The following is a 24,291-nucleotide window of genomic DNA, read 5'->3' as shown; positions in this document are numbered from 1 at the left end:
GTTTGATACGACGCAATAACCTCTCCCTCTAAAGTAGTAATACTCCTTCGAATGAAAGTCAGCATAAAAAGCTGATAACGATAATATTCGTTATATATAAAACTACATAGCGGTTTGCGCCGCCTCTCTTTTCTTTGTGAGCAACCAAAGTGAGTCTCTATGAAAATCAACGCGCCTGAAGCATTAATGGCTGCCGAGGTCACTCGCCGTGGGTTGATGAAAACCACGGCAATAGGCGGCCTGGCAGTAGCCAGTAGTGCCTTCACGCTCCCTTTTACCCGACTGGCGTCGGCGGCAGATGCTCTGTCTCCGGCCACTTCGCCGGAAAAAGTGGTGTGGAGTGCCTGTACCGTTAACTGCGGTAGCCGTTGTCCGCTGCGTATGCATGTGGTGGATGGCGAAATTAAATATGTCGAAACCGACAATACCGGGGACGATAACTACGAAGGGTTACATCAGGTTCGTGCGTGTTTGCGTGGTCGCTCCATGCGTCGCCGCGTCTATAATCCGGACCGCCTGAAATATCCGATGAAGCGTGTCGGTAAGCGTGGGGAAGGTAAGTTCGAGCGGATTAGCTGGGATGAAGCCTACGATATCATCGCCACCAATATGCAGCGCCTTATTAAAGAGTACGGCAACGAATCCATCTACCTGAACTACGGTACCGGGACGCTCGGCGGCACGCTGACCCGTTCCTGGCCGCCGGGAAAAACGCTGGTGGCGCGCCTGATGAACTGCTGCGGCGGTTATCTTAATCACTATGGCGACTACTCCTCGGCGCAGATCGCGGCGGGTCTGAACTACACCTACGGCGGCTGGGCGGACGGCAACAGCCCGTCAGATATCGAAAACAGTAAGCTGGTCGTGCTGTTCGGTAACAACCCGGGTGAAACCCGCATGAGCGGTGGTGGAGTAACCTACTACCTCGAACAGGCTCGCGCCAAATCCAATGCCCGCATGATCATCATCGATCCGCGCTATACCGACACCGGTGCCGGACGTGAAGACGAGTGGATCCCCATCCGTCCCGGGACCGATGCGGCCCTGGTCTCAGCGCTGGCGTGGGTGATGATCACCGAAAACCTCGTCGATCAGCCTTTCCTGGATAAATACTGCGTCGGCTATGACGAGAAAACCCTGCCCGCCAGCGCACCTGCTAACGGTCATTACAAGGCGTATATTCTAGGACAGGGCAGCGACGGCGTGGCAAAAACGCCGGAGTGGGCCTCCACCATCACCGGCATCCCGGCAGAGCGTATCATCCAGCTGGCGCGTGAGATTGGCTCAGCCAAACCAGCCTACATTAGCCAGGGCTGGGGTCCGCAGCGTCATGCGAACGGTGAAATTGCGACCCGTGCCATTTCCATGCTCTCCATTCTGACCGGCAACGTCGGCATTCACGGCGGTAATACCGGCGCGCGTGAAGGCTCATATGAAGTGCCGTTTGAACGTATGCCAACGCTGGATAACCCGGTTCAGACCAGCATCTCCATGTTTATGTGGACCGATGCGATTGAACGTGGCCCGGAAATGACCGCCCTGCGCGACGGCGTGCGCGGTAAGGACAAGCTGGACGTGCCGATCAAGATGATCTGGAACTATGCCGGCAACTGTCTCATCAACCAGCACTCTGAAATCAACCGCACCCATGAAATCCTGCAGGACGACAAGAAGTGCGAGATGATTGTGGTGATCGACTGCCACATGACCTCCTCGGCAAAATATGCCGATATCCTGCTGCCGGACTGCACCGCCTCTGAGCAGATGGATTTCGCGCTGGACGCCTCCTGCGGCAACATGTCCTACGTGATCTTTACCGACCAGGCGATTAAACCGCGCTTCGAGTGCAAAACCATTTATGAGATGACCTCTGAGCTGGCGAAACGTCTAGGCGTTGAGCAGCATTTCACCGAGGGGCGTACTCAGGAAGGGTGGATGCGCCATCTGCATGAACTCTCCCGTAAGGCAATTCCTGACCTCCCTGACTTTGATACCTTCCGCAAGCAGGGGATGTACAAACAGCGCGATCCGGAAGGACACCACGTGGCGTACAAAGCGTTCCGTGAAGATCCGCAGGCGAACCCGCTGACCACGCCGTCGGGCAAAATCGAAATCTATTCCGAAGCGCTGGCAAACATCGCCTCCACCTGGGAGCTGCCGGAAGGGGATGTTATCGATCCGCTGCCGATCTACACGCCGGGCTTTGAAAACTATAACGATCCGCTGACGGCGAAATTCCCGCTGCAGCTGACCGGCTTCCACTATAAAGCGCGTGTTCACTCTACCTACGGTAACGTCGACGTGCTGAAGGCCGCCTGCCGCCAGGAGATGTGGATTAACCCGATGGACGCGAAAGCGCGCGGCATCAGCAATGGCGATCGCGTGCGCATCTTCAACGGTCGCGGCGAGGTGCATATTGAAGCCAAAGTCACCCCGCGCATGATGCCCGGCGTGGTGGCGTTAGGGGAAGGGGCCTGGTACAGCCCGGATGCCAACCGCATCGACCAGGCAGGCAGTATTAACGTACTGACCACACAGCGTCCGTCGCCGCTGGCGAAGGGTAACCCATCCCACACTAACCTTGTCCAGGTTGAAAAGGTTTAAGGAGTAACCGATGACAACTCAGTATGGATTTTTTATTGATTCCAGCCGTTGTACCGGGTGCAAAACCTGCGAGCTGGCCTGCAAAGATTACAAAGACCTGACGCCGGAGGTGAGCTTCCGTCGCATCTACGAATACGCCGGGGGCGACTGGCAGGAAGATAACGGCGTCTGGCATCAGAACGTCTTTGCGTATTACCTGTCAATTGCCTGTAACCACTGTGAAGATCCCGCTTGTACAAAAGTCTGCCCGAGCGGGGCGATGCACAAGCGCGAAGACGGTTTTGTGGTGGTGGATGAAGATGTCTGCATTGGCTGTCGTTACTGCCATATGGCCTGTCCGTACGGCGCGCCGCAGTACAACGCCGCTAAAGGCCACATGACCAAATGCGACGGCTGCCACACCCGCGTAGCGGATGGCAAAAAGCCGATTTGCGTCGAGTCCTGTCCGCTGCGCGCGCTGGACTTCGGCCCGATTGAAGAGCTGCGTCAAAAACACGGTCAGCTTGCCGCCGTGGCACCGCTGCCGTCTGCGCACTTCACGAAGCCGAGTATTGTGATTAAACCTAACGCCAACAGCCGTCCTACAGGTGACACCACCGGCTACCTGGCAAATCCGAAGGAGGTGTGAGATGGGAAGTGGATGGCATGAATGGCCGCTGATGATCTTCACGGTCTTTGGTCAGTGCGTAGCGGGCGGCTTCATTGTGCTCGCGCTGGCGTTATTGAAAGGTCAGCTCAATGCTGAACAGCAGCAGCGTTTAGTGTTGAGCATGTTTGGCCTGTGGGTGCTAATGGGGATCGGCTTTATCGCCTCTACGCTGCACCTGGGTTCGCCGATGCGCGCGTTTAACTCTCTGAACCGCGTGGGGGCCTCATCACTGAGTAACGAGATTGCCAGTGGCGCAATTTTCTTTGCCGTCGGTGGGCTGGGCTGGCTGCTGGCCGCTATGAAGAAGTTGCCTGCGGGTCTGCGAAGCCTGTGGCTGATTGTGACCATGGTGCTGGGCGTGGTGTTCGTGTGGATGATGGTGCGTGTCTATAACACCATCGATACCGTCCCCACCTGGTACAGCGTCTGGACGCCAATGAGCTTCTTCCTGACGATGTTTATTGGCGGGCCGCTGCTGGGCTACCTGCTGCTGCGCGTGGCGGGTGTCGACGGATGGGCAATGCGTCTGCTGCCCGCTGTTTCGCTGCTGGCGCTGGTAGTGAGTGCGATGGTCGCCCTGATGCAGGGTTCTGAACTGGCAACCATTCACAGCTCTATTCAGCAGGCCTCTGCCCTGGTGCCGGACTACGGTGCGCTGATGGCCTGGCGTATCGTTCTGCTGGTCGCCGCGCTGGTATTCTGGATTGCCCCTCAGCTCAAAGGTTATCAGCCGGCGCTGCCGCTGCTATCACTGGCTTTTGTGCTGGTACTGGCGGGTGAACTGATTGGTCGCGGCGTGTTCTACGGGTTGCATATGACCGTTGGTATGGCTGTCGCCAGTTAACGTTGCATTTGGTTATATCAAGCCGGGCCAGAGTGCCCGGCTTTTTCTTTTTTCGATCATGAAATTTTTCGACTGTCGTTTTGTTTTAATTTTGCCCATTAATAAATGAAAACAGAGACATAATTAATATCTATAGCAGGCGTGGCATTAGCAGGATAAGTTTTTTAAATCGACAGGGAACATATTGTGCGAGGCGGCTAAATCAGTGGATTGACTTTGTTTTTGCCAGTGGCATGATGCGCACGAAATCTGAACTTCCTCGCGGTTTTTAATCCATGACCACCTATACCCGGCCAGTGCTGCTGTTGCTCTGTGGCCTGCTTTTGTTGACCCTGGCGATCGCAGTGTTAAATACGCTCGTCCCGCTGTGGCTCGCCCATGAAAACTTACCGACCTGGCAGGTGGGTATGGTCAGCTCATCCTTTTTTACCGGGAACCTGCTGGGTACGCTGGTGACCGGGAGCCTGATCAAGCGCTTTGGCTTTAACCGCAGCTATTATCTGGCCTCGCTGATTTTCGCCGCCGGATGTGCGGGGCTGGGCCTGATGGTCGGCTTCTGGAGCTGGATGGCATGGCGCTTTATCGCCGGTGTAGGCTGCGCGATGATTTGGGTGGTCGTTGAAAGTGCGCTGATGTGCAGCGGCACCTCCCGCAACCGCGGACGCCTGCTGGCTGCCTACATGATGGTTTACTATGTCGGCACCGTGCTGGGACAACTGATGGTGAGCAAGCTGCCAACCGACCTGATGAGCGTTCTGCCGTGGGTAACGGGCATGGTGCTGGCCGCAATCCTGCCGCTGCTCTTTACCCGCATTGTGAACCAGAACAGTGAACACCAGGAAGCAACCCACGTCTGGCCCATGCTGAGGCTGCGTCAGGCGCGTCTGGGCGTTAACGGCTGCATTATCTCGGGGATTGTACTGGGCTCGCTTTATGGCCTGATGCCGCTTTATCTGAACCATCAGGGCGTCAGCGACTCAGGAATTGGCTTCTGGATGGCGGTGATGGTGAGTGCGGGTATTGTTGGACAATGGCCAATTGGCCGTCTGGCTGATCGCTTTGGCCGTCTGCTGGTGCTGCGCGTTCAGGTCTTCGTGGTGATCATGGGATGCCTCGCTATGCTCAGCAATGCCGCGATGGCACCCGCGCTGTTTATTCTTGGGGCGGCAGGTTTCACGCTTTATCCGGTCGCGATGGCGTGGGCCTGTGAGAAAGTTGAGCATCACCAGCTCGTGGCAATGAACCAGGCGCTTTTACTGAGCTATACCATTGGCAGCTTATTAGGGCCGACGTTTACCGCGATGCTGATGCAAAATTATTCCGACAATTTACTGTTTATCATGATCGCCAGCGTGTCGTTTATTTATCTCTTAATGCTGCTGCGTAAAGCGGGCGAACATCCAACGCCGGTGGCACACGCCTGATTAAATAAAAGCCTGTCATCGACAGGCTTTTTTGTCCCTGTCACATATAAGACTTTTACGTATTGTTTGTTTTTCCCGCCTGGCGATAATTCAAATGAGTTCTACCACAAAAAGGCAACAATCATGTCTATACGTCGTTTTTCCACTACCGCACTTGCCGTAGTGTTGTCTTTAACGTTTGCAACGGCTCCGGTCATGGCTAATCCTGGCAACGGGAACGGCGGTGGTCACGGAAACGGTGGCGGACAAGGTAATGGCGGCAATCATGGTAACGGGAATTCTGGTAACTCCGGTAACCATGGTAATAAGCAAAATAGCGGACAGGATAACCCTGGAAAATCGGATAAGAACTTCAAAAACAGCAAAGATGTCGGTAATGACGTTGATGCTCGCGTGAGCTTCGATCATGTCCGTCATCTGGCCGTGAATTACGGCTTAACGGGCTATAAGTCACTGCCCCCGGGGATCGCAAAAAACCTGGCGCGCGGTAAACCACTGCCTCCGGGTATTGCGAAGAAGGCCGTTCCGGCCTCAATGCTGGACCAGCTTCCTTCCTATCCCGGCTACGAATGGCGCGTAGTGGGTGACGACCTGGTCTTAATTGCGCTGAGTACTGCGATTGTGACTTCCGTTATTAACGGCGTCTTTAAATAGAATAAAAAAGGCCCGGTTCTCACCGGGCCTTTTCTTTAATACATCACTTTGTGACCGTACTGTTCAAGAATACCTTTGACGCGTTCCATCGTCTCTTTTTTCGGCGGCTTCACGCCATCAAGCTTGTACTCTTCACCCATGGCCACCCATTTATGTTTACCCAGCTCATGATAGGGCAGAAGCTCGATTTTCTCGACGTTGCCCATGTCGCGGGTAAATTCTCCCAGGCGGTGCGCGGAGTCGTCGTCATCTGACCAGCCAGGAACAACCACGTAGCGGATCCAGGTTTTGATGCCCTTGTCGGCAATGTATTTGGCAAACTCCAGCGTGCGGTGGTTGGAGACGCCCACCAGATTCTGGTGGATCTCATCATTCATCTGTTTGAGATCGAGCATCACCAGATCGGTCACTTCGAGCAGTTCATCAATCACCGGATCGTAGCGACGTACAAAGCCGTTGGTGTCGAGGCAGGTATGAATGCCTTCTTTATGGCAGGCGCGGAACCAGTCGCGGACAAACTCAGCCTGAAGAATGGCTTCACCGCCGGACGCGGTCACACCGCCGCCGGAGGCGTTCATAAAGTGGCGATAGGTCACCACCTCTTTCATCAGATCGTCGACGGTGACTTCTTTACCGCCGTGCGTGTCCCAGGTGTCGCGGTTATGGCAGTACAGGCAGCGCATCAGGCAGCCCTGGAAAAAGGTGATAAAGCGGATACCCGGGCCATCGACGGTGCCACAGGATTCAAAGGAGTGAATACGACCAATAGTTGACATTGCGGTGATATCTCCATCATCGGCCCGTCCGGGGCCTGTGTATGCACAGCTCAAAGCCGGCTGTGTTAAGTCTGTTTTGGCTGTTATCCATTCAGTATAGATAGCGGACAAAAGAGACTGAGGTGGAGAGGGTGCTAAAAAGGCCCCACTGACGTGGAGCCTTTATTGTACGCTTGTTAACGCGTGATTTCAGTCAATTCCACTTACATGGACTGAGTGAAAGTACGGGTGATAACGTCCTGCTGCTGTTCTTTCGTCAGGGAGTTAAAACGTACTGCGTAGCCAGATACGCGGATGGTCAGCTGAGGATATTTCTCAGGATGTTCCATCGCGTCGAGCAGCATTTCACGGTTCATGACGTTCACGTTCAGGTGCTGACCACCTTCGATGGACGCTTCGTGGTGGAAGTAACCATCCATCAGACCCGCGAGGTTAGTTTTACGCACTTCGTCGTCTTTACCCAGCGCATTTGGCACGATAGAGAAGGTATAAGAGATACCATCTTTCGCGTAAGCAAACGGCAGTTTAGCGACAGAAGTCAGAGAGGCAACCGCACCTTTCTGGTCACGACCGTGCATTGGGTTTGCACCTGGGCCGAATGGCGCGCCAGCACGACGACCGTCTGGGGTGTTACCGGTTTTCTTACCATACACAACGTTAGAGGTGATGGTCAGAACAGACTGAGTCGGGATAGCGTTACGGTAGGTAGTCAGTTTCTGAATTTTCTTCATGAAACGTTCTACCAGGTCAACCGCCATGTCATCAACGCGAGAATCGTTGTTACCAAACTGCGGATATTCGCCTTCGATTTCGAAGTCGATAGCCAGACCGTCTTCGTCACGAATTGGTTTAACTTTCGCATATTTGATTGCAGACAGGGAGTCAGCAGCAACGGACAGACCTGCGATGCCACACGCCATGGTGCGGATAACGTCACGGTCGTGCAGCGCCATCAGAGAAGCTTCGTAGCTGTACTTGTCGTGCATGTAGTGGATAACGTTCAGCGCAGTGACGTACTGTTTCGCCAGCCAGTCCATGAAGTGATCCATGCGCTCCATGACTTCGTCATAGTTCAGCACATCGCCTTTGATCGGCTCAGACTTAGGACCAACCTGCATTTTCAGTTTTTCATCAACGCCGCCGTTGATTGCGTACAGCATGGTTTTCGCCAGGTTTGCACGCGCACCGAAGAACTGCATTTGCTTACCAACAACCATTGGGCTTACGCAGCAAGCGATAGCGTAATCGTCGTTGTTGAAGTCCGGACGCATCAGGTCATCGTTCTCGTACTGCAGAGAAGAGGTGTCGATGGACACTTTAGCGGCGAATTTCTTGAAGTTCAGAGGCAGTTTTTCAGACCACAGAACGGTGATGTTCGGCTCCGGAGAAGGACCCATGGTGTACAGGGTGTTCAGGAAGCGGAAGCTGTTTTTGGTCACCAGAGTACGGCCGTCAACGCCCATACCGCCGATGGATTCAGTTGCCCAGATTGGGTCACCGGAGAACAGCTCATCGTATTCAGGGGTACGCAGGAAGCGAACCATACGCAGTTTCATGACCAGGTGGTCAATCATTTCCTGAGCGTCTTGCTCGGTGATTTTGCCTGCTTTCAGGTCACGTTCGATATAGGCATCCAGGAAGGTGGATACGCGACCGAAGGACATTGCTGCGCCGTTCTGAGATTTAACTGCGGCCAGGTAGCCGAAGTAGGTCCACTGGATAGCTTCCTGAGCGTTGGTAGCAGGACCAGAGATATCGCAGCCGTATTTAGCCGCCATCTCTTTGATCTGACCCAGCGCGCGGTGCTGTTCAGCGATTTCTTCACGCAGACGGATAGTCGCTTCCAGGTTTACGCCGTTTTCCAGATCGGACTGCAGGGAAACAAACTGCGCGTACTTGTCTTTCATCAGGAAGTCGATACCGTACAGCGCAACGCGACGGTAGTCACCGATGATACGGCCACGGCCATATGCATCTGGCAGACCAGTCAGAACGCCAGATTTACGGCAGTTCAGAATGTCTTTGGTGTAAACATCGAATACGCCCTGGTTGTGGGTTTTGCGGTATTCGGTGAAGATTTTTTTCAGCATTGGGTCCAGCTCGCGGTTATACGCTTTGCAGGAACCTTCAACCATTTTAATACCACCGAACGGGATGATTGCGCGTTTCAGTGGTGCTTCAGTCTGCAGACCAACGATTTTCTCAAGGGCTTTGTTGATATAGCCAGCATCGTGAGAAGTGATGGTGGAAGCAACGGAGGTGTCAAAATCAACTGGCGCGTGAGTGCGGTTTTCCAGTTTAACGCCTTCCATTACGCTGTCCCACAGCTTGGTGGTCGCGTCAGTTGCGCCAGCCAGGAAGGATTCGTCACCTTCATACGGGGTATAGTTTTTCTGAATGAAGTCACGTACGTTTACTTCATTCTGCCAGTCACCTTTCGCAAAACCTTCCCAGGCTGTGGCTAACTTTTCATTAAGCTCGGACATGTAACACCTACCTTCTTAAGTGGATTTTTTATTTACTGCCTGAGAAAACCATCAATGATGATCGTCGCCACGCAGGTAAATGACCCAGTATGTCAACCCAACTAACAGACCCCCACCGATAATGTTCCCGATAGTGACAGGGATCAGGTTATCAGTAATGAAATTCATAATAGTCAGGTGAGAGAAACTTTCCGGGGATGAACCAACTGCGGTCCAGAACTCCGGGCTCGCAAAGTCGCGGATAACAATGCCCATTGGGATCATGAACATATTCGCGATACTGTGCTCAAAGCCGCTGGCAACGAACATCGCAACCGGCAGAACCATAATTAAGGCTTTGTCCATCAGGCTACGACCCGAGTAGCTCATCCATACAGCCAGGCAGACCATCAGGTTAGCGAGGATGCCGAGAGCAACGGCTTCGATAAATGTGTGGTGCATTTTGTGGTCGGCAGTTTGCAGGACGTTAAGGCCCCAGCCACCGTTGGCGGTCATGTACTCGCCAGAAAGCCACATCAACAAAACAAAGAGCAGACAGCCAACCAGGTTACCCACGTAAACATTAAGCCAGTTACGTGCCAGCTGACCCCAGGTAATTCTTCCGCTCGCCTTTGCCACGACAATCAGCACCGTTGAGGTGAAGAGGTCGGCGCCGCAAATAACGCAAAGAATCAGACCCAGTGAGAAACAAATGCCGCCAATCAGTTTGGCCATGCCGAAAGGCATTCCGGCAGTACCGGTAGTGGCGGTGATGTAGAAGACGAAAGCGATAGAGATGAACACACCAGCCGTGATCGCCAGATAGAACGTCTTCATCGGGTGTTTCGTTGCTTTATAGACACCTGCTTCTTCGGCAACTTTGGCCATCGCAGCAGGGAGTAAAAGATCAAAAGGGTTGTCAGCTTTCACACTAACTCTCTCTTTATTAAGTCGGCGACGAGATACTAACAAAGCATTATAGAAGAGAAATTGATATAGATCATATCTCGCCTGGCTTATAGGCCCGCAATGTGTATGGATTTACAGCAAATGCGGAGTAAGTATTTGATTATCCGTATAAAAATAAATTTTAAAAGTTATGAAAAGAGTTGAATTTTTTCGTTCGGCCACCTCTTTATCAGTTAATTAATATGGAGTATTAACCATAAAAAGTAACAGTAAAGCCCAGATCAATATTATTATATTTACCCGTGTTTAACTTTATTATTACAATCAACAATCATTGCCGAAGGAAATAAAAAAAGGGGCAATGAAATTGCCCCGTAATATAGCCCAGACGATTGAATACGCCTACTGCTGGTAATGTTATGTGCGCTTATTTTGACCAGTAAGCGGCTTTTGCTTTCTGCAGCTTTTCGTAGGCCTTCAGCAGCGACTGATGCGCCGGGAAGGCTTTCAGATCGCTATCAACAGCCTGCAGGCCATAGAACGGCGCTTCGCCGCTCAGGGCTGCGCTGGCTGCTTCAACGGCCTCAGCGCCGTACATTCGCACGAAAGCATTCAGATATTGCAGCGGTTCGCGATCCTCTTCCTGTGCAAGCAGCAGCAGGGTTTGCAGGCAGCGGTAATAGTTGGTGCGCTCGGCAGAGAAGACCGACTGGTTGAACTCCATGGTCCACTCGGTCCAGGCCAGGGCCTGATCCAGATCGCCGCCCGCCAGGGCCAGCATCGCTTTCAACTCACCGATGCGCAGGGTGTACCAGCCGTTGTCTTTACCGGTCGCCAGGCCCAGGAGTTCGCGTACGCGGGTGAAATCATCGTGGCCTTCTTCGTCCAACTGGGCGATCAGGTTCAGATAATCTTCTTTCTCCCATTCGCTGCCCGGCAGAGCCAGCAGCGTTTCGCGCAGATGCGCGCCCATGCTGTTGTTTGCCAGCCACAGGTCTTCCGCCGGATAGATATCAGACATGCCAGGCACGATGATGCGGCACGCGTAAACGCCAAGATGCTCGTAGTCGGCAATGTACACTTCCTGGTCTTCCGCGTTAAAGATCGCCATCAGCGTCGCGAACTCTTCTTCCGTGGTACCGGCAAAGCTCCAGTCCACGAACGGATAGTCCGCGTCCTGCTTGAACATATCCCAGGAAATTAAGCCGCTGGAATCGATGAAGTGGGTTTCGAGGTTGGTATGCTCGGCCACTTCTTCATCGTCAAACGTTGGCGGCGTAAACACGTCGAGATCTTTCAGGCTACGGCCCTGCAGCAGTTCGGTAACGGTACGCTCCAGCGCCACGCCGAAGTCCGGGTGCGCGCCGAAGGAGGCGAAGCAGGTGCCGTTGGTCGGGTTAAACAGCACGACGCAGATTACCGGATACTTGCCGCCCAGCGAGCCGTCATATGCAAAGATTGGGAAACCCTCTGCTTCCAGCTTGGCGATGGATTCCACCACGCCCGGGTAGCGTGCCAGCACCTCTGCCGGAATTTCAGGCAGGCTGATGGATTCGGCAATAATGCGGTTTTTGATATGACGCTCGAAGACTTCAGACAGCCCCTGCACGCGCGCTTCATTGCGGGTGTTACCGGCGGACATGCCGTTAGACACATACAGGTTGCCGACGATGTTCATCGGAATATAGACGGTCTGCTCGTCAGACTGACGGGTAAACGGCAGGGCGCAAATACCGCGATCGTCGTTACCGGACTGCAGATCTATCAGCATGCTGGCGGTCAGTTCGTTTTCCGGATCGTAGAAGGCACGCAGGCGCGCGTCGAGAATTCCTTCCGGCAGTTCATCGTCTTCGGTCAGCGGGAACCATTTTTCGTTCGGATAGTGAACGAACGGGCCGTTGGCGATGGTTTCGCCCAGCCAGAAGTCAGCAAAGAAATAGTTGGTGGACAGACGCTCAAAATACTCACCCAGCGCGGAGGCCAGTGCCGCTTTTTTTGTCGCGCCTTTACCGTTGGTAAAGCACAGGGCACAGTCTTTATCGCGAATATGCACAGACCAGACATGCGGCACCGGATTGAGCCAGGAGGCTTCTTCGATGTTAAAACCCAGGTCGGTCAGTTTCTGCTGGAAGCGAGCGATGGAATCTTCCAGAGCGGCGTCTTTGCCGGGGATAAACGTTTGAGTCATGGTGTTCACTTTTATCGTACGTAAAGCGCGCAATGATACGGGTTTTGCGTGACGGGTGCTATCTCCGGCGAAAATAAAAGACTGGGCTATGCTTATTGTCAGTAACTCACTGTTAAGGCATAGAAAAATGAAAGCATTCGATCTCCAGCGGATGGCGTTTGATAAAGTCCCCCCTGAATTTTTAGGCGAAGTGGCGCTGCGTAGTCTGTATACCTTCGTTCTGGTCTTCCTGTTTCTTAAAATCACCGGTCGTCGCGGCGTGCGGCAGATGTCGCTTTTTGAAGTGTTGATCATCCTGACGCTGGGTTCCGCGGCGGGGGATGTCGCCTTCTATGATGATGTGCCGATGGTGCCGGTCTTCATCGTTTTTGTCTCCCTGGCGCTGCTTTATCGCCTTGTCATGTGGCTAATGTCGAAAAGTGAAAAGCTGGAAGATCTGCTTGAAGGGAAGCCGGTCGTTATCGTCGAGAACGGCCAGCTGGCCTGGGAAAACGTTCAGAGCGCCAATATGACCGAGTTTGAGTTTTTTATGGAGCTACGCCTCAACAGCGTGGAACAGCTCGGGCAGGTGCGTCTGGCGATCATGGAGACCAACGGGCAGATCAGCGTCTATTACTATTCTGACGACGAGGTGAGGCCGGGACTGTGTATCCTGCCGGATATGCTCATTGAGCGTTTCAGAACGGTACCGGAATCCGGCGAGTATGCCTGCGTGAGATGTAGCCATGTGGTCGCGATGCAGCCGGGGGATCGTCAATTATGCCCCCGCTGTGCAAATCCGGAATGGACGAAGGTTAGCCGGGCTAAACGCATCACCTGACAGCCATTTTGTCGGTTTTGTCCTGGCGAGGCGGCAGATTGTTTTGTGTGACGCGGGGCACATTTCACGGGTCATAAGTTTTAGACATTGCGGCGCGTGTCACTGAATGATAAAACCGATATCCACAGTTATAACTTATGGCTTTTAGCGTGGTGAGGGGAAATGGCTCAAGTCTTTAATTTCAGTTCAGGTCCGGCAATGTTACCGGCAGACGTGCTTAAACAGGCTCAACAGGAACTTTGTGACTGGAACGGTCTGGGAACGTCGGTGATGGAAATCAGCCACCGGGGTAAAGAGTTTATTCAGGTGGCGGAAGAGGCAGAAAAGGATTTTCGCGATCTGCTGAATATTCCCTCGAACTACAAAGTATTGTTCTGTCACGGCGGCGGGCGCGGCCAGTTTGCAGGCGTACCGCTAAACATCCTGGGCGATAAAACGACGGCAGACTACGTTGACGCAGGCTACTGGGCGGCCAGTGCGGTGAAAGAAGCGCACAAATACTGCACGCCGAATGTGATTGACGCCAAAGTGACCGTTGACGGCCTGCGCGCCGTGAAGCCAATGAGCGAATGGCAGCTTTCTGATAACGCAGCGTATTTGCACTATTGCCCGAACGAAACCATTGACGGGATTGCCATCGACGAGACGCCGAACTTCGGTAAAGACGTCGTGGTTGCCGCTGACTTCTCCTCCACCATTCTGTCTGCACCAATTGACGTCAGCCGTTATGGCGTGATCTACGCGGGCGCGCAGAAAAATATCGGCCCTGCGGGCCTGACGATTGTTATCGTGCGTGAAGACCTGCTGGGTAAAGCGCATACATCGTGCCCGTCCATTCTTGATTACACCGTGCTGAACGACAACGATTCTATGTTCAACACCCCACCGACGTTTGCCTGGTACCTCTCCGGCCTGGTCTTCAAATGGCTGAAGCAAAACGGCGGCGTGGCGCAGATGGACAAAGTGAATCAGCAGAAAGCCGAACTGCTGTATGGCGTCATCGACAAGAGCGATTTCTACCGCAACGACGTGGCGAAAGCTAACCGTTCCCGCATGAACGTGCCGTTCCAGCTGGCGGACAGCAACCTGGATAAAGTGTTCCTGGAAGAGTCCTTCGCGGCCGGCCTGCACGCGCTGAAAGGTCACCGTGTCGTGGGCGGCATGCGTGCCTCCATCTATAACGCGATGCCGCTGGAAGGCGTTAAAGCGCTGACCGATTTCATGATCGACTTCGAACGTCGCCACGGTTAATTGCGCTGTTTTCACCCCCGTAGCCCTGCTGCGGGGTTTTTATTATGTTGAGTTGAGAGTTAAGTTTTCATGGAATCCCTGACGTTACAACCTATCGCGCGGGTAGATGGCACCATTAATCTGCCTGGTTCAAAAAGTGTCTCGAACCGCGCTCTGCTGCTGGCAGCACTGGCAAACGGCACCACCGTCCTTACAAACCTGCTGGACAGCGATGACGTGCGCCATATGCTCAATGCGCTGAAAGCGTTGGGCGTTCATTACACTCTCTCCGACGATCGTACCCGCTGCGAAGTGACCGGCAACGGCGGCGCGCTGCAGACGGGTGAAGAGCTTGAGCTGTTTCTGGGCAACGCGGGTACCGCGATGCGTCCGCTGGCGGCGGCCCTGTGTCTGGGGCGCAACAACATTGTGCTGACCGGCGAGCCGCGCATGAAAGAGCGTCCGATTGGCCATCTGGTGGATGCCCTGCGTCAGGGCGGCGCGCAGGTCGAGTATCTGGAGCAGGAAAATTATCCGCCACTGCGTCTGCGCGGGGGCTTTACCGGCGGTCACGTTGAGGTTGACGGCAGCGTCTCCAGCCAGTTCCTGACCGCACTGCTGATGACCGCGCCGCTGGCGCCGCAGGATACGGTTATCACGATTAAAGGTGAGCTGGTCTCCAAACCGTATATTGATATCACGCTGCACCTGATGAAAACCTTCGGCGTTGAGGTGGAAAACCAGTCTTATCAGCGTTTTGTCGTGCGTGGGGCGCAGCAGTACCAGTCTCCGGGCAGCTATCTTGTTGAAGGCGACGCCTCGTCGGCATCTTACTTCCTGGCTGCAGGCGCGATCAAAGGCGGTACCGTGAAGGTGACCGGTATTGGTCGCAACAGCGTGCAGGGTGACATTCGTTTTGCGGACGTGCTGGAAAAAATGGGCGCGATTGTGACCTGGGGTGATGACTTCATCTCCTGTACCCACGGCGAGCTGAAGGCCATCGACATGGACATGAACCATATTCCGGATGCGGCGATGACCATTGCCACGGCGGCGCTGTTTGCAAAAGGCACCACCACGCTGCGTAACATCTACAACTGGCGCGTAAAAGAGACTGACCGTCTGTTTGCGATGGCGACCGAACTGCGTAAGGTCGGTGCTGAGGTGGAAGAGGGCGAAGACTACATTCGCGTCACGCCTCCTGCAAAACTGCAGGTTGCCGAGATCGGCACCTACAACGATCACCGTATGGCGATGTGCTTCTCGCTGGTGGCACTGTCCGACAAGCCTGTGACCATTCTCGATCCGAAATGTACGGCGAAAACGTTCCCGGACTACTTTGAACAGCTGGCACGCATTAGCACGCTGGCCTGATGACGCTTGCCGCATCACCTGATGCGGCATTTCCTTACGCTTCCTGACGAACACTTCCGTTCATTTCTTCTACACTCTGCTTCAATCAATCCGTAATTTGCACGCAAAGGTAACAGTTGCGCACGTTGACGCGTATAATGCGCGGCGTTCATGTAAACGGTATGCCTTATTTAAGGAGAAAAAGATGACGGCAATTGCCCCGGTAATCACCATTGATGGGCCGAGTGGCGCAGGGAAAGGGACTCTGTGCAAAGCGATGGCGGAAGCATTGCAATGGCATCTTTTAGATTCGGGAGCAATCTATCGCGTGCTGGCTCTGGCTGCGCTGCATCACCATGTGGACGTGGCGTCAGAAGAAGCGCTGGTTCCGCTGGCTGCGCATCTTGATGTGCGTTTCGTGTCGACCAATGGCAACCTGGAAGTCATCCTTGAAGGGGAAGACGTGAGCGGGGAAATCCGTACTCAGGAAGTGGCGAATGCGGCCTCTCAGGTAGCGGCCTTCCCGCGCGTTCGTGAGGCGCTGTTACGTCGTCAGCGCGCGTTCCGTGAAGCACCGGGTTTGATCGCGGACGGACGCGATATGGGAACCGTGGTATTCCCTGATGCACCTGTGAAAATTTTCCTTGACGCCTCTTCGGAAGAACGCGCTCAACGCCGCATGCTTCAGTTGCAGGAAAAGGGGTTTAGTGTTAACTTTGATCGCCTTTTATCCGAGATAAAAGAGCGCGATGACCGCGATCGTAACCGCGCCGTCGCCCCACTTGTTCCAGCAGAAGATGCATTAGTTCTGGATTCAACCAGTTTAACTATTGAGCAAGTGATTGAAAAAGCGCTACAATATGCGCGCCAAAAACTGGCACTCGCGTAATCGCGACCGATTTAGCAGTACCCCCGCTGCAATGGATTGACGGCGGGTATGTGAAACAACCCCATCCGGCACGGAGCCAGGTGGACGTTAATATTAACCTGAAGATTAAACATGACTGAATCTTTTGCTCAACTGTTTGAAGAATCCTTAAAAGAAATCGAAACCCGCCCGGGTTCCATCGTTCGCGGTGTTGTTGTTGCTATCGACAAAGACGTAGTACTGGTTGACGCCGGTCTGAAATCTGAGTCCGCCATTCCGGCAGAGCAGTTCAAAAACGCCCAGGGCGAGCTGGAAATCCAGGTTGGCGACGAAGTTGACGTTGCTCTGGACGCAGTAGAAGACGGCTTCGGTGAAACCCTGCTTTCTCGTGAGAAAGCGAAACGTCACGAAGCATGGATCACGCTGGAAAAAGCTTACGAAGAAGCTGAAACTGTGGTCGGTGTTATCAACGGCAAAGTTAAAGGTGGCTTCACTGTTGAGCTGAATGGTATTCGTGCGTTCCTGCCAGGTTCTCTGGTAGACGTTCGTCCAGTTCGTGACACCCTGCACCTGGAAGGCAAAGAGCTTGAGTTCAAAGTAATCAAGCTGGACCAGAAGCGTAACAACGTTGTTGTTTCCCGTCGTGCCGTTATCGAATCCGAAAACAGCGCAGAACGCGATCAGCTGCTGGAAAACCTGCAGGAAGGCATGGAAGTCAAAGGTATCGTTAAGAACCTCACTGACTACGGCGCATTCGTTGACCTGGGCGGCGTTGATGGCCTGCTGCACATCACCGACATGGCGTGGAAACGCGTTAAGCACCCAAGCGAAATCGTGAACGTGGGCGACGAAATCACTGTTAAAGTGCTGAAGTTCGACCGCGAGCGTACTCGTGTATCCCTCGGCCTGAAACAGCTGGGCGAAGATCCATGGGTAGCTATCGCTAAGCGTTACCCAGAAGGGACTAAACTGACTGGTCGCGTAACCAACCTGACTGACTACGGCTGCTTCGTTGAAATCGAAGAAGGCGTTGAAGGTCTGGTGCACGTTTCCGAAATGGACTGGACCAACAAAAACATCCACCCATCCAAAGTTGTTAACGTTGGTGATGTAGTGGAAGTGATGGTTCTGGATATCGACGAAGAACGTCGTCGTATCTCCCTGGGCCTGAAGCAGTGCAAAAACAACCCATGGCAGCAGTTCGCGGAAACCCACAACAAGGGCGACCGTGTTGAAGGTAAAATCAAGTCTATCACTGACTTCGGTATCTTCATTGGCCTGGACGGCGGCATCGATGGCCTGGTTCACCTGTCTGACATCTCCTGGAACGTTGCAGGCGAAGAAGCAGTTCGTGAATACAAAAAAGGCGACGAAATCGCTGCAGTTGTTCTGCAGGTTGACGCAGAGCGTGAGCGTATCTCCCTGGGCGTTAAACAGCTCGCAGAAGATCCGTTCAACAACTGGGTTGCACTGAACAAGAAAGGCGCAATCGTAAACGGTAAAGTCACTGCAGTTGACGCGAAAGGCGCAACCGTAGAACTGGCTGACGGCGTTGAAGGTTACCTGCGCGCTTCTGAAGCTTCCCGTGACCGCGTTGAAGATGCCACTCTGGTTCTGAACGTAGGCGACGACGTTGAAGCTAAGTTCACCGGTGTTGACCGTAAGAACCGTGCAATCAGCCTGTCTGTTCGTGCTAAAGACGAAGCTGATGAGAAAGATGCAATCGCAACTGTTAACAAACAGGAAGATGCAAACTTCTCTAACAACGCAATGGCTGAAGCTTTCAAAGCAGCTAAAGGCGAGTAATATCAGGTTCTCAGCATCATTTGCGCTGTAACGCATTTACAGCGCGAAGGATGAGGAGCAAACTTGACAGATTACAGGATTCGTCCTGTAATCAATAACAAAGGGCGGCTACGGCCGCCCTTGTTTAATGAGCTGTTCAGCTAATTGGTTTGAAAGGAACCGGAGGAATCATGACCAAGTCAGAATTGATTGAAAGACTTGCCAGTCAGCAACCGCATATCCCTGCCAAGGCAGTGGAAGATGCCGTAAAAGAGATGCTGGAGCATATGGCCTCCACTCTTGCCCAGGGCGAGCGCATTGAAATCCGCGGTTTCGGTAGTTTTTCTCTGCACTATCGTGCTCCACGTACCGGGCGTAACCCGAAAACTGGTGATAAAGTCGAGCTGGAAGGTAAGTACGTTCCACACTTTAAGCCGGGTAAAGAACTGCGCGATCGCGCCAATATTTACGGCAACTGAGTTTAGCCAGCCGGTTAAACTGGGTTCGAAAGAAAGCACCTGCGGGTGCTTTTTTTGTACCCGTCGCTTTCTTTCTGAAGGTGCCCCGCATTTTCCGTTTCGTTTTCTGCAACCCGTCAAATACCTTGCTGCGCTTGCCGTAAATCGTATTCTCCACGCCTGACGACACGCTCAACCTGCCTGCATACTGCCACCCTGAAACAGGGAGGTGGCAATGGGAATTTCTGCGCTTAGCGTCTGCGCCATTTTGGCGATCGTCCCGTTACTTTGGTTACCTGAACTGCCTTCCCCCTACACCGTGTGGGCAATGTTGGCTGGCGGGATAGTGCTAGCGGTATGGCAAAACAGTCGACTGAGGTATGCGGGTATGACGCTGTTATTTTGTGCCTGGGGCATTTTGGCCGCGCAGGAGAGCGTCTGGCCGATGCAGCATTTAACAACGGGGGCCGTGCAGGCTGAAATAGAGCTCACCGCGACCGACGGCGCCACTCAGCATCAGGGAAGCATTCTAAGCGTCAATGGCAAGCGCTGGTGGGCCTCTACCGGCGTAACGCTGTATGGCAATTATCTGCCGCAAAAGGCGTGTGCAGGGCAGCGCTGGAGCGTGACGCTCAGGCTCAGGCCTGCACACGGCGAACTCAACGACGGCGGTTATGATTCTCAGCGCAGCGCTTTTGCCCGACATCAAACGCTGAGCGGGCGCTTCACCCGTGCGGAGATCGTCGACGGGCGCTGCAGCCTGCGGGCGCAATATCTGATGTCGCTGCAAAACCGACTTTCAGCTTACCGATGGGGAGCGGTTATCCTGGGACTGGGAATGGGTGAACGTCTGGATGTGCCCCGGGAAATAAAAGATCTCATGCGGGAAACCGGCACGCTGCATCTGATGGCGATTTCGGGTCTGCATATCGCGCTGGCAGCCTCTCTCGTCTGGTTACTTGCACGTGGACTCCAGTTCTTATTATCCAGCCACCGCGTCCACTGGCAAATGCCTCTCCTTGCCGGGTTGTTCTTTGCTGCTTTCTACGCCTGGCTTACCGGTTTGCAACCGCCTGCGCTGAGGACGATCATCGCCCTTGCGGTGCTTGCTCTGTTGCGGATTACTGGCCGTCAATGGTCTCCCTGGCAGGTTTGGAGCTGCTGCATCGCGGCGATACTGATTAACGATCCCCTGGCCGTACTTTCGCAGAGTCTGGCTCTGTCAGCCTTTGCCGTCGCCGCGCTGATTTTCTGGTTTCAGTGGCTGCCTCTTCCCGACTGGAATTGGACACGACGGATGCGGCCGCTACTGAACCTGATTTATCTGCAGGTCGGGATGTTGCTGCTGCTCATGCCGTTACAGGTTCTGATTTTCCATGGCTTCAGCCTCTCATCCCTGGTCGCGAATCTCTTTGCCGTGCCCCTGGTAACGTTTGTCTCCGTCCCGCTGATCCTGCTCGGTATGCTGCTCCATTTGCTACCGCTGGCTGCGGTAGAAAGTGCCATCTGGTTTGCCGCCGATAAGTCGCTTGCGGGACTCTTCTGGCTACTGATGCGCCTGCCTGATGGCTGGCAGAATGTCGACCAGCGCTGGCAAGCCCTGGCATTACTGCCGTGGTTGAGTATTATTGCCTGGCGTTTTCGTGCCTGGAAAACCGTTCCTGCCGTTTGTCTTGCAGGCAGTGTCCTGCTGACATTTCCCCTCTGGCGAGCGGAAAAAAGCGAGAGCTGGACGCTGCATATGCTGGACGTGGGGCAGGGGCTGTCCATGGTCATTGAAAGGCAGGGAAAAGCCATTCTTTATGATACCGGGCTCGCCTGGCCGGACGGAGACAGCGCGCAGCGGTTAATTATTCCCTGGCTTCGCTGGCATCACCTACGGCCAGAAGGAGTGATTCTCAGTCATGAACACCTCGACCATGCAGGAGGCCTCGCGTCGTTGCAAAAAGCATGGCCGGATATATGGGTAAGAAGTCCGTTACGCAGGACGGGGCACCGCCCTTGTTTTCGTGGGCAAAAATGGGAATGGCAGGGATTAACCTTCACCGTCCACTGGCCTCCTGAAAATTACCCGGCCCAGGGGAATAACCATTCCTGTGTGGTAAAGGTGGACGATGGGGAGCAAAGCGTTCTGCTAACAGGGGACATTGAAGTGCAGGCGGAACAGGCTATGCTTAGCCATTACTGGCGTCATCTGAGGGCCACGCTCATACAGGTCCCCCATCATGGCAGCAATACCTCGTCTTCATTGCCGCTGGTACAGCGGGTGGAAGGACAAATCGCCCTGGATTCTGCGGCCCGCTATAACGCATGGCACTTCCCGTCGGCAAAAGTCGTTCGACGTTATCGAAAAGAGGGGTATATCTGGCACGATACCCCTCATTCAGGACAAATATCGGTGACATTCTCGCAACATCACTGGCAAATCCGGCGCTTGCGAGAGCAAATTTTACCACGTTGGTATCATCAGTGGTTTGGCGCGCCCGTCGATAACGGGTAGAATATGCGGCTATTTCAACAATGCTGGTTTTTTGAATGCATAACGACAAAGATCTCTCCACGTGGCAAACGTTCCGCCGACTCTGGCCGATGATTGCCCCTTTTAAAGCAGGCTTGATCGTGGCGGGTGTAGCGTTAATCCTCAACGCAGCCAGCGATACCTTTATGCTATCGCTTCTCAAACCGTTACTGGACGACGGTTTTGGTAAAACGGATCGCTCAGTGCTGCTATGGATGCCTCTGGTGGTTATCGGACTGATGATCTTACGCGGTATCACCAGCTATATCTCCAGCTACTGCATTTCCTGGGTATCCGGGAAAGTGGTGATGACCATGCGCCGTCGGCTGTTCAGTCACATGATGGGCATGCCGGTTGCGTTCTTTGACAAGCAGTCAACCGGGACGCTGCTGTCGCGGATCACCTACGACTCCGAGCAGGTTGCCTCTTCCTCTTCCAGCGCGCTGATTACCGTTGTGCGCGAGGGCGCGTCGATTATCGGCCTGTTCGTGATGATGTTCTACTACAGCTGGCAGCTGTCGCTCATCCTTATCGTTCTGGCACCTGTGGTTTCTATTGCTATCCGCGTGGTCTCAAAGCGCTTCCGTAATATCAGCAAGAATATGCAGAATACGATGGGGCAGGTGACTACCAGCGCAGAGCAGATGCTTAAAGGGCATAAAGAAGTGCTGATTTTTGGTGGTCAGGACGTTGAAACGAAACGCTTTGATAAAGTGAGCAACAAAATGCGTCTGCAGGGGATGAAAATGGTCTCGGCCTCTTCTATCTCCGACCCGATTATTCAGCTGATTGCCTCACTGGCGCTGGCGTTCGTTCTGTATGCGGCAAGCTTCCCGAGCGTCATGGAGACGCTGACGGCGGGTACCATCACCGTGGTCTTCTCCTCAATGATCGCCCTGATGCGTCCGCTGAAATCACTGACAAACGTCAACGCCCAGTTCCAGCGTGGGATGGCGGCCTGTCAGACCCTGTTCAGCATTCTGGATTCCGAGCAGGAAAAAGATGAAGGCAAACGCGTCATTGAGCGCGCGAACGGTGACGTTGAGTTCCGCAATGTGACCTTTACCTATCCTGGCCGCGAAACACCGGCTCTGCGCAATATCAACCTGACCATTCCGGCGGGGAAAACCGTTGCGCTGGTAGGCCGTTCCGGCTCGGGTAAATCGACCATTGCCAGCCTGATCACCCGTTTCTACGACATTGACGAAGGTGAAATTCTGTTAGACGGTCACGATCTGCGGGAGTATACCCTGCAGTCGCTCCGTAACCAGGTGGCGCTGGTCTCCCAGAACGTGCACCTGTTCAACGATACCGTGGCAAACAATATTGCTTATGCACGCACTGAAGAGTACAGCCGCGAGCAGATTGAGAACGCCGCACGTATGGCCTACGCGATGGACTTTATCAACAAGATGGATAACGGTCTGGATACCATCATCGGCGAGAACGGTGTACTGCTCTCCGGTGGGCAGCGTCAGCGTATCGCCATTGCCCGAGCGCTGCTGCGCGACAGCCCGATCCTAATCCTGGACGAAGCGACCTCTGCGCTGGATACGGAATCTGAACGCGCGATTCAGTCGGCGCTGGATGAGCTGCAAAAGAACCGCACCTCGCTGGTGATTGCGCACCGTCTGTCGACTATCGAGCAGGCTGATGAAATCGTCGTGGTTGAGGATGGGGTCATTGTTGAACGCGGAAGCCATGCTGTTCTGCTGGAACACCGCGGCGTTTACGCTCAGCTTCATAAGATGCAGTTCGGCGAATGATTGCACGCATCTGGTCCGGTGAATCCCCGCTGTGGCTGCTGCTTTTGCCGCTCTCCTGGCTCTACGGCCTGGTGAGCGGCATTATCCGTCTGCTTTATCGTCTTGGGGTGAAGCGGGCCTGGCGCGCGCCGGTGCCCGTTGTGGTCGTCGGTAATCTTACGGCGGGCGGCAACGGCAAAACGCCGGTGGTGATCTGGCTGGTGGAGCAGTTGCAAAAGCGCGGTATACGCCCGGGCGTGGTATCGCGGGGATATGGTGGTAAAGCGGCGCATTACCCGCTGTTGCTGACGGCGGAAACCACGACGGCTGAAGCGGGTGATGAACCGGTATTGATTTTCCAGCGTACTGGCGCCCCTGTTGCGGTCTCCCCGGTGCGCAGCGATGCCGTCCGGGCCCTGCTTGCCGAACATGCGGTACAGATCATTATCACTGACGATGGTCTGCAGCATTATGCCCTGGCGCGAGATAAAGAGATTGTGGTCATCGACGGGGTTCGCCGTTTTGGGAACGGCTGGTGGTTACCTGCCGGACCCATGCGCGAACGCGCTTCGCGTCTGACGTCCGTGGATGCGGTGATCGTGAACGGTGGTGAGGCGAAAACGGGTGAAATCCCGATGCACCTGCAGCCGGGTCTGGCAATCAACCTGGTGACGGGTGAACGCCGGTCGGTTTCAGAGCTTCCTTCACTGGTAGCGATGGCGGGCATTGGTCATCCGCCGCGCTTCTTCGCGACGCTGGAACAGTGTGGTGCCCGGCTGGAAAAACGCGTTCCGCTGGCCGACCATCAGGCGCTGGTGGAAGGGCAGGTCGCTGCCCTGACCGTACCCGGGCAGTCGCTGATCATGACCGAAAAAGATGCGGTGAAATGCCGTGCCTTTGCGAAAGATAACTGGTGGTATCTGCCGGTTGACGCCGAACTCAGCGGTGAGCAGCCGGAACATTTGCTCAAGGAACTGATTGCGTTGGTGCACTAAAGGCTT

18 protein-coding genes are annotated in these 24,291 nt (G+C 54.1%); 14 read left to right on the top strand and 4 right to left on the bottom strand.

Going from position 1 to position 24,291, the window contains the following annotated elements; all coding sequences use genetic code 11:
- Positions 1-159: 159 nt before the first annotated feature.
- The 5 genes from dmsA to N6P30_RS05165 all read left to right on the top strand — a co-directional run bounded on the left by dmsA (position 160) and on the right by N6P30_RS05165 (position 6,175).
- Entirely contained in the window at positions 160-2,604 is a 2,445-nt protein-coding gene (gene dmsA, locus N6P30_RS05185; protein WP_023292890.1) for a dimethylsulfoxide reductase subunit A, read from the top strand.
- Positions 2,605-2,614: 10 nt separating this feature from the next.
- Complete coding sequence (locus N6P30_RS05180; RefSeq protein ID WP_023292889.1) at positions 2,615-3,232, top strand: DMSO/selenate family reductase complex B subunit; 618 nt, start codon at positions 2,615-2,617, stop codon at positions 3,230-3,232.
- A gap of 1 nt (position 3,233) precedes the next feature.
- Positions 3,234-4,097 carry a dimethyl sulfoxide reductase anchor subunit family protein gene (locus N6P30_RS05175; RefSeq protein WP_023292888.1) on the top strand — a complete coding sequence of 288 codons (864 nt, stop codon included), beginning with the start codon at positions 3,234-3,236 and terminating at the stop codon, positions 4,095-4,097.
- Positions 4,098-4,372: 275 nt separating this feature from the next.
- On the top strand, positions 4,373-5,521 hold the full coding sequence (locus tag N6P30_RS05170; RefSeq protein ID WP_008499979.1) for an MFS transporter: 1,149 nt from the start codon (positions 4,373-4,375) through the stop codon (positions 5,519-5,521).
- A 123-nt stretch (positions 5,522-5,644) separates the two neighbouring features.
- Positions 5,645-6,175 carry an anti-virulence regulator CigR family protein gene (locus tag N6P30_RS05165; protein ID WP_023292887.1) on the top strand — a complete coding sequence of 177 codons (531 nt, stop codon included), beginning with the start codon at positions 5,645-5,647 and terminating at the stop codon, positions 6,173-6,175.
- A 35-nt stretch (positions 6,176-6,210) separates the two neighbouring features.
- On the opposite strand, the gene pflA is transcribed toward N6P30_RS05165, so the two are convergent.
- The 4 genes from pflA to ycaO all read right to left on the bottom strand — a co-directional run bounded on the left by pflA (position 6,211) and on the right by ycaO (position 12,513).
- Complete coding sequence (gene pflA, locus N6P30_RS05160; protein WP_008499976.1) at positions 6,211-6,951, bottom strand: pyruvate formate lyase 1-activating protein; 741 nt, start codon at positions 6,949-6,951, stop codon at positions 6,211-6,213.
- 203 nt (positions 6,952-7,154) lie between these two features.
- On the bottom strand, positions 7,155-9,437 hold the full coding sequence (gene pflB, locus N6P30_RS05155) for a formate C-acetyltransferase (protein WP_008499975.1): 2,283 nt from the start codon (positions 9,435-9,437) through the stop codon (positions 7,155-7,157).
- A gap of 51 nt (positions 9,438-9,488) precedes the next feature.
- Complete coding sequence (gene focA / locus N6P30_RS05150; RefSeq protein WP_008499974.1) at positions 9,489-10,346, bottom strand: formate transporter FocA; 858 nt, start codon at positions 10,344-10,346, stop codon at positions 9,489-9,491.
- 406 nt (positions 10,347-10,752) lie between these two features.
- Positions 10,753-12,513 carry a 30S ribosomal protein S12 methylthiotransferase accessory factor YcaO gene (ycaO, locus tag N6P30_RS05145; RefSeq protein WP_023292885.1) on the bottom strand — a complete coding sequence of 587 codons (1,761 nt, stop codon included), beginning with the start codon at positions 12,511-12,513 and terminating at the stop codon, positions 10,753-10,755.
- Positions 12,514-12,640: 127 nt separating this feature from the next.
- Between ycaO and N6P30_RS05140 the strand changes: the two genes are divergently transcribed.
- The 9 genes from N6P30_RS05140 (at position 12,641) to lpxK (ending at position 24,285) form a co-directional block, all read left to right on the top strand.
- On the top strand, positions 12,641-13,333 hold the full coding sequence (locus tag N6P30_RS05140; RefSeq protein WP_023292884.1) for a DUF421 domain-containing protein: 693 nt from the start codon (positions 12,641-12,643) through the stop codon (positions 13,331-13,333).
- Between the two features lie 162 nt (positions 13,334-13,495).
- Entirely contained in the window at positions 13,496-14,584 is a 1,089-nt protein-coding gene (gene serC, locus N6P30_RS05135) for a 3-phosphoserine/phosphohydroxythreonine transaminase (protein ID WP_021240877.1), read from the top strand.
- A 69-nt stretch (positions 14,585-14,653) separates the two neighbouring features.
- The gene (aroA, locus tag N6P30_RS05130; RefSeq protein ID WP_023292882.1) at positions 14,654-15,937 is read left to right on the top strand and encodes a 3-phosphoshikimate 1-carboxyvinyltransferase; all 1,284 of its coding nucleotides are present in this window, start codon (positions 14,654-14,656) and stop codon (positions 15,935-15,937) included.
- A gap of 184 nt (positions 15,938-16,121) precedes the next feature.
- The gene (cmk, locus tag N6P30_RS05125) at positions 16,122-16,805 is read left to right on the top strand and encodes a (d)CMP kinase (protein ID WP_008499967.1); all 684 of its coding nucleotides are present in this window, start codon (positions 16,122-16,124) and stop codon (positions 16,803-16,805) included.
- A gap of 111 nt (positions 16,806-16,916) precedes the next feature.
- Positions 16,917-18,590, top strand: coding sequence for a 30S ribosomal protein S1 (gene rpsA, locus N6P30_RS05120; RefSeq protein ID WP_008499966.1), 1,674 nt, complete (start codon positions 16,917-16,919; stop codon positions 18,588-18,590).
- Between the two features lie 170 nt (positions 18,591-18,760).
- Positions 18,761-19,048, top strand: a complete 288-nt coding sequence (gene ihfB / locus N6P30_RS05115; protein ID WP_008499965.1) for an integration host factor subunit beta — start codon at positions 18,761-18,763, stop codon at positions 19,046-19,048.
- Positions 19,049-19,262: 214 nt separating this feature from the next.
- Entirely contained in the window at positions 19,263-21,527 is a 2,265-nt protein-coding gene (locus tag N6P30_RS05110; protein WP_023292881.1) for a ComEC family protein, read from the top strand.
- 35 nt (positions 21,528-21,562) lie between these two features.
- Positions 21,563-23,311 carry a lipid A ABC transporter ATP-binding protein/permease MsbA gene (gene msbA / locus N6P30_RS05105; protein ID WP_023292880.1) on the top strand — a complete coding sequence of 583 codons (1,749 nt, stop codon included), beginning with the start codon at positions 21,563-21,565 and terminating at the stop codon, positions 23,309-23,311.
- The gene (lpxK, locus tag N6P30_RS05100) at positions 23,308-24,285 is read left to right on the top strand and encodes a tetraacyldisaccharide 4'-kinase (protein ID WP_008499962.1); all 978 of its coding nucleotides are present in this window, start codon (positions 23,308-23,310) and stop codon (positions 24,283-24,285) included. Before msbA ends, lpxK begins: the two co-directional genes overlap by 4 nt.
- Positions 24,286-24,291 lie beyond the last annotated feature (6 nt).

It is taken from the genome of Enterobacter sp. PL1, assembly GCF_945957325.1.
GTDB classification, from domain to species: domain Bacteria; phylum Pseudomonadota; class Gammaproteobacteria; order Enterobacterales; family Enterobacteriaceae; genus Enterobacter; species Enterobacter roggenkampii.
This window is presented reverse-complemented; position numbering and strand designations above follow the sequence as displayed.

Excerpts from the sequence above, each read along its gene's own strand:
- dmsA (WP_023292890.1), top strand. The coding sequence starts at position 160 with ATGAAAATCAACGCGCCTGAAGCATTAATGGCTGCCGAGGTCACTCGC.
- N6P30_RS05180 (WP_023292889.1), top strand. The coding sequence starts at position 2,615 with ATGACAACTCAGTATGGATTTTTTATTGATTCCAGCCGTTGTACCGGG.
- N6P30_RS05175 (WP_023292888.1), top strand. The coding sequence starts at position 3,234 with ATGGGAAGTGGATGGCATGAATGGCCGCTGATGATCTTCACGGTCTTT.
- N6P30_RS05170 (WP_008499979.1), top strand. The coding sequence starts at position 4,373 with ATGACCACCTATACCCGGCCAGTGCTGCTGTTGCTCTGTGGCCTGCTT.
- N6P30_RS05165 (WP_023292887.1), top strand. The coding sequence starts at position 5,645 with ATGTCTATACGTCGTTTTTCCACTACCGCACTTGCCGTAGTGTTGTCT.
- pflA (WP_008499976.1), bottom strand. The coding sequence starts at position 6,951 with ATGTCAACTATTGGTCGTATTCACTCCTTTGAATCCTGTGGCACCGTC.
- pflB (WP_008499975.1), bottom strand. The coding sequence starts at position 9,437 with ATGTCCGAGCTTAATGAAAAGTTAGCCACAGCCTGGGAAGGTTTTGCG.
- ycaO (WP_023292885.1), bottom strand. The coding sequence starts at position 12,513 with ATGACTCAAACGTTTATCCCCGGCAAAGACGCCGCTCTGGAAGATTCC.
- N6P30_RS05140 (WP_023292884.1), top strand. The coding sequence starts at position 12,641 with ATGAAAGCATTCGATCTCCAGCGGATGGCGTTTGATAAAGTCCCCCCT.
- serC (WP_021240877.1), top strand. The coding sequence starts at position 13,496 with ATGGCTCAAGTCTTTAATTTCAGTTCAGGTCCGGCAATGTTACCGGCA.
- aroA (WP_023292882.1), top strand. The coding sequence starts at position 14,654 with ATGGAATCCCTGACGTTACAACCTATCGCGCGGGTAGATGGCACCATT.
- cmk (WP_008499967.1), top strand. The coding sequence starts at position 16,122 with ATGACGGCAATTGCCCCGGTAATCACCATTGATGGGCCGAGTGGCGCA.
- rpsA (WP_008499966.1), top strand. The coding sequence starts at position 16,917 with ATGACTGAATCTTTTGCTCAACTGTTTGAAGAATCCTTAAAAGAAATC.
- ihfB (WP_008499965.1), top strand. The coding sequence starts at position 18,761 with ATGACCAAGTCAGAATTGATTGAAAGACTTGCCAGTCAGCAACCGCAT.
- N6P30_RS05110 (WP_023292881.1), top strand. The coding sequence starts at position 19,263 with ATGGGAATTTCTGCGCTTAGCGTCTGCGCCATTTTGGCGATCGTCCCG.
- msbA (WP_023292880.1), top strand. The coding sequence starts at position 21,563 with ATGCATAACGACAAAGATCTCTCCACGTGGCAAACGTTCCGCCGACTC.
- lpxK (WP_008499962.1), top strand. The coding sequence starts at position 23,308 with ATGATTGCACGCATCTGGTCCGGTGAATCCCCGCTGTGGCTGCTGCTT.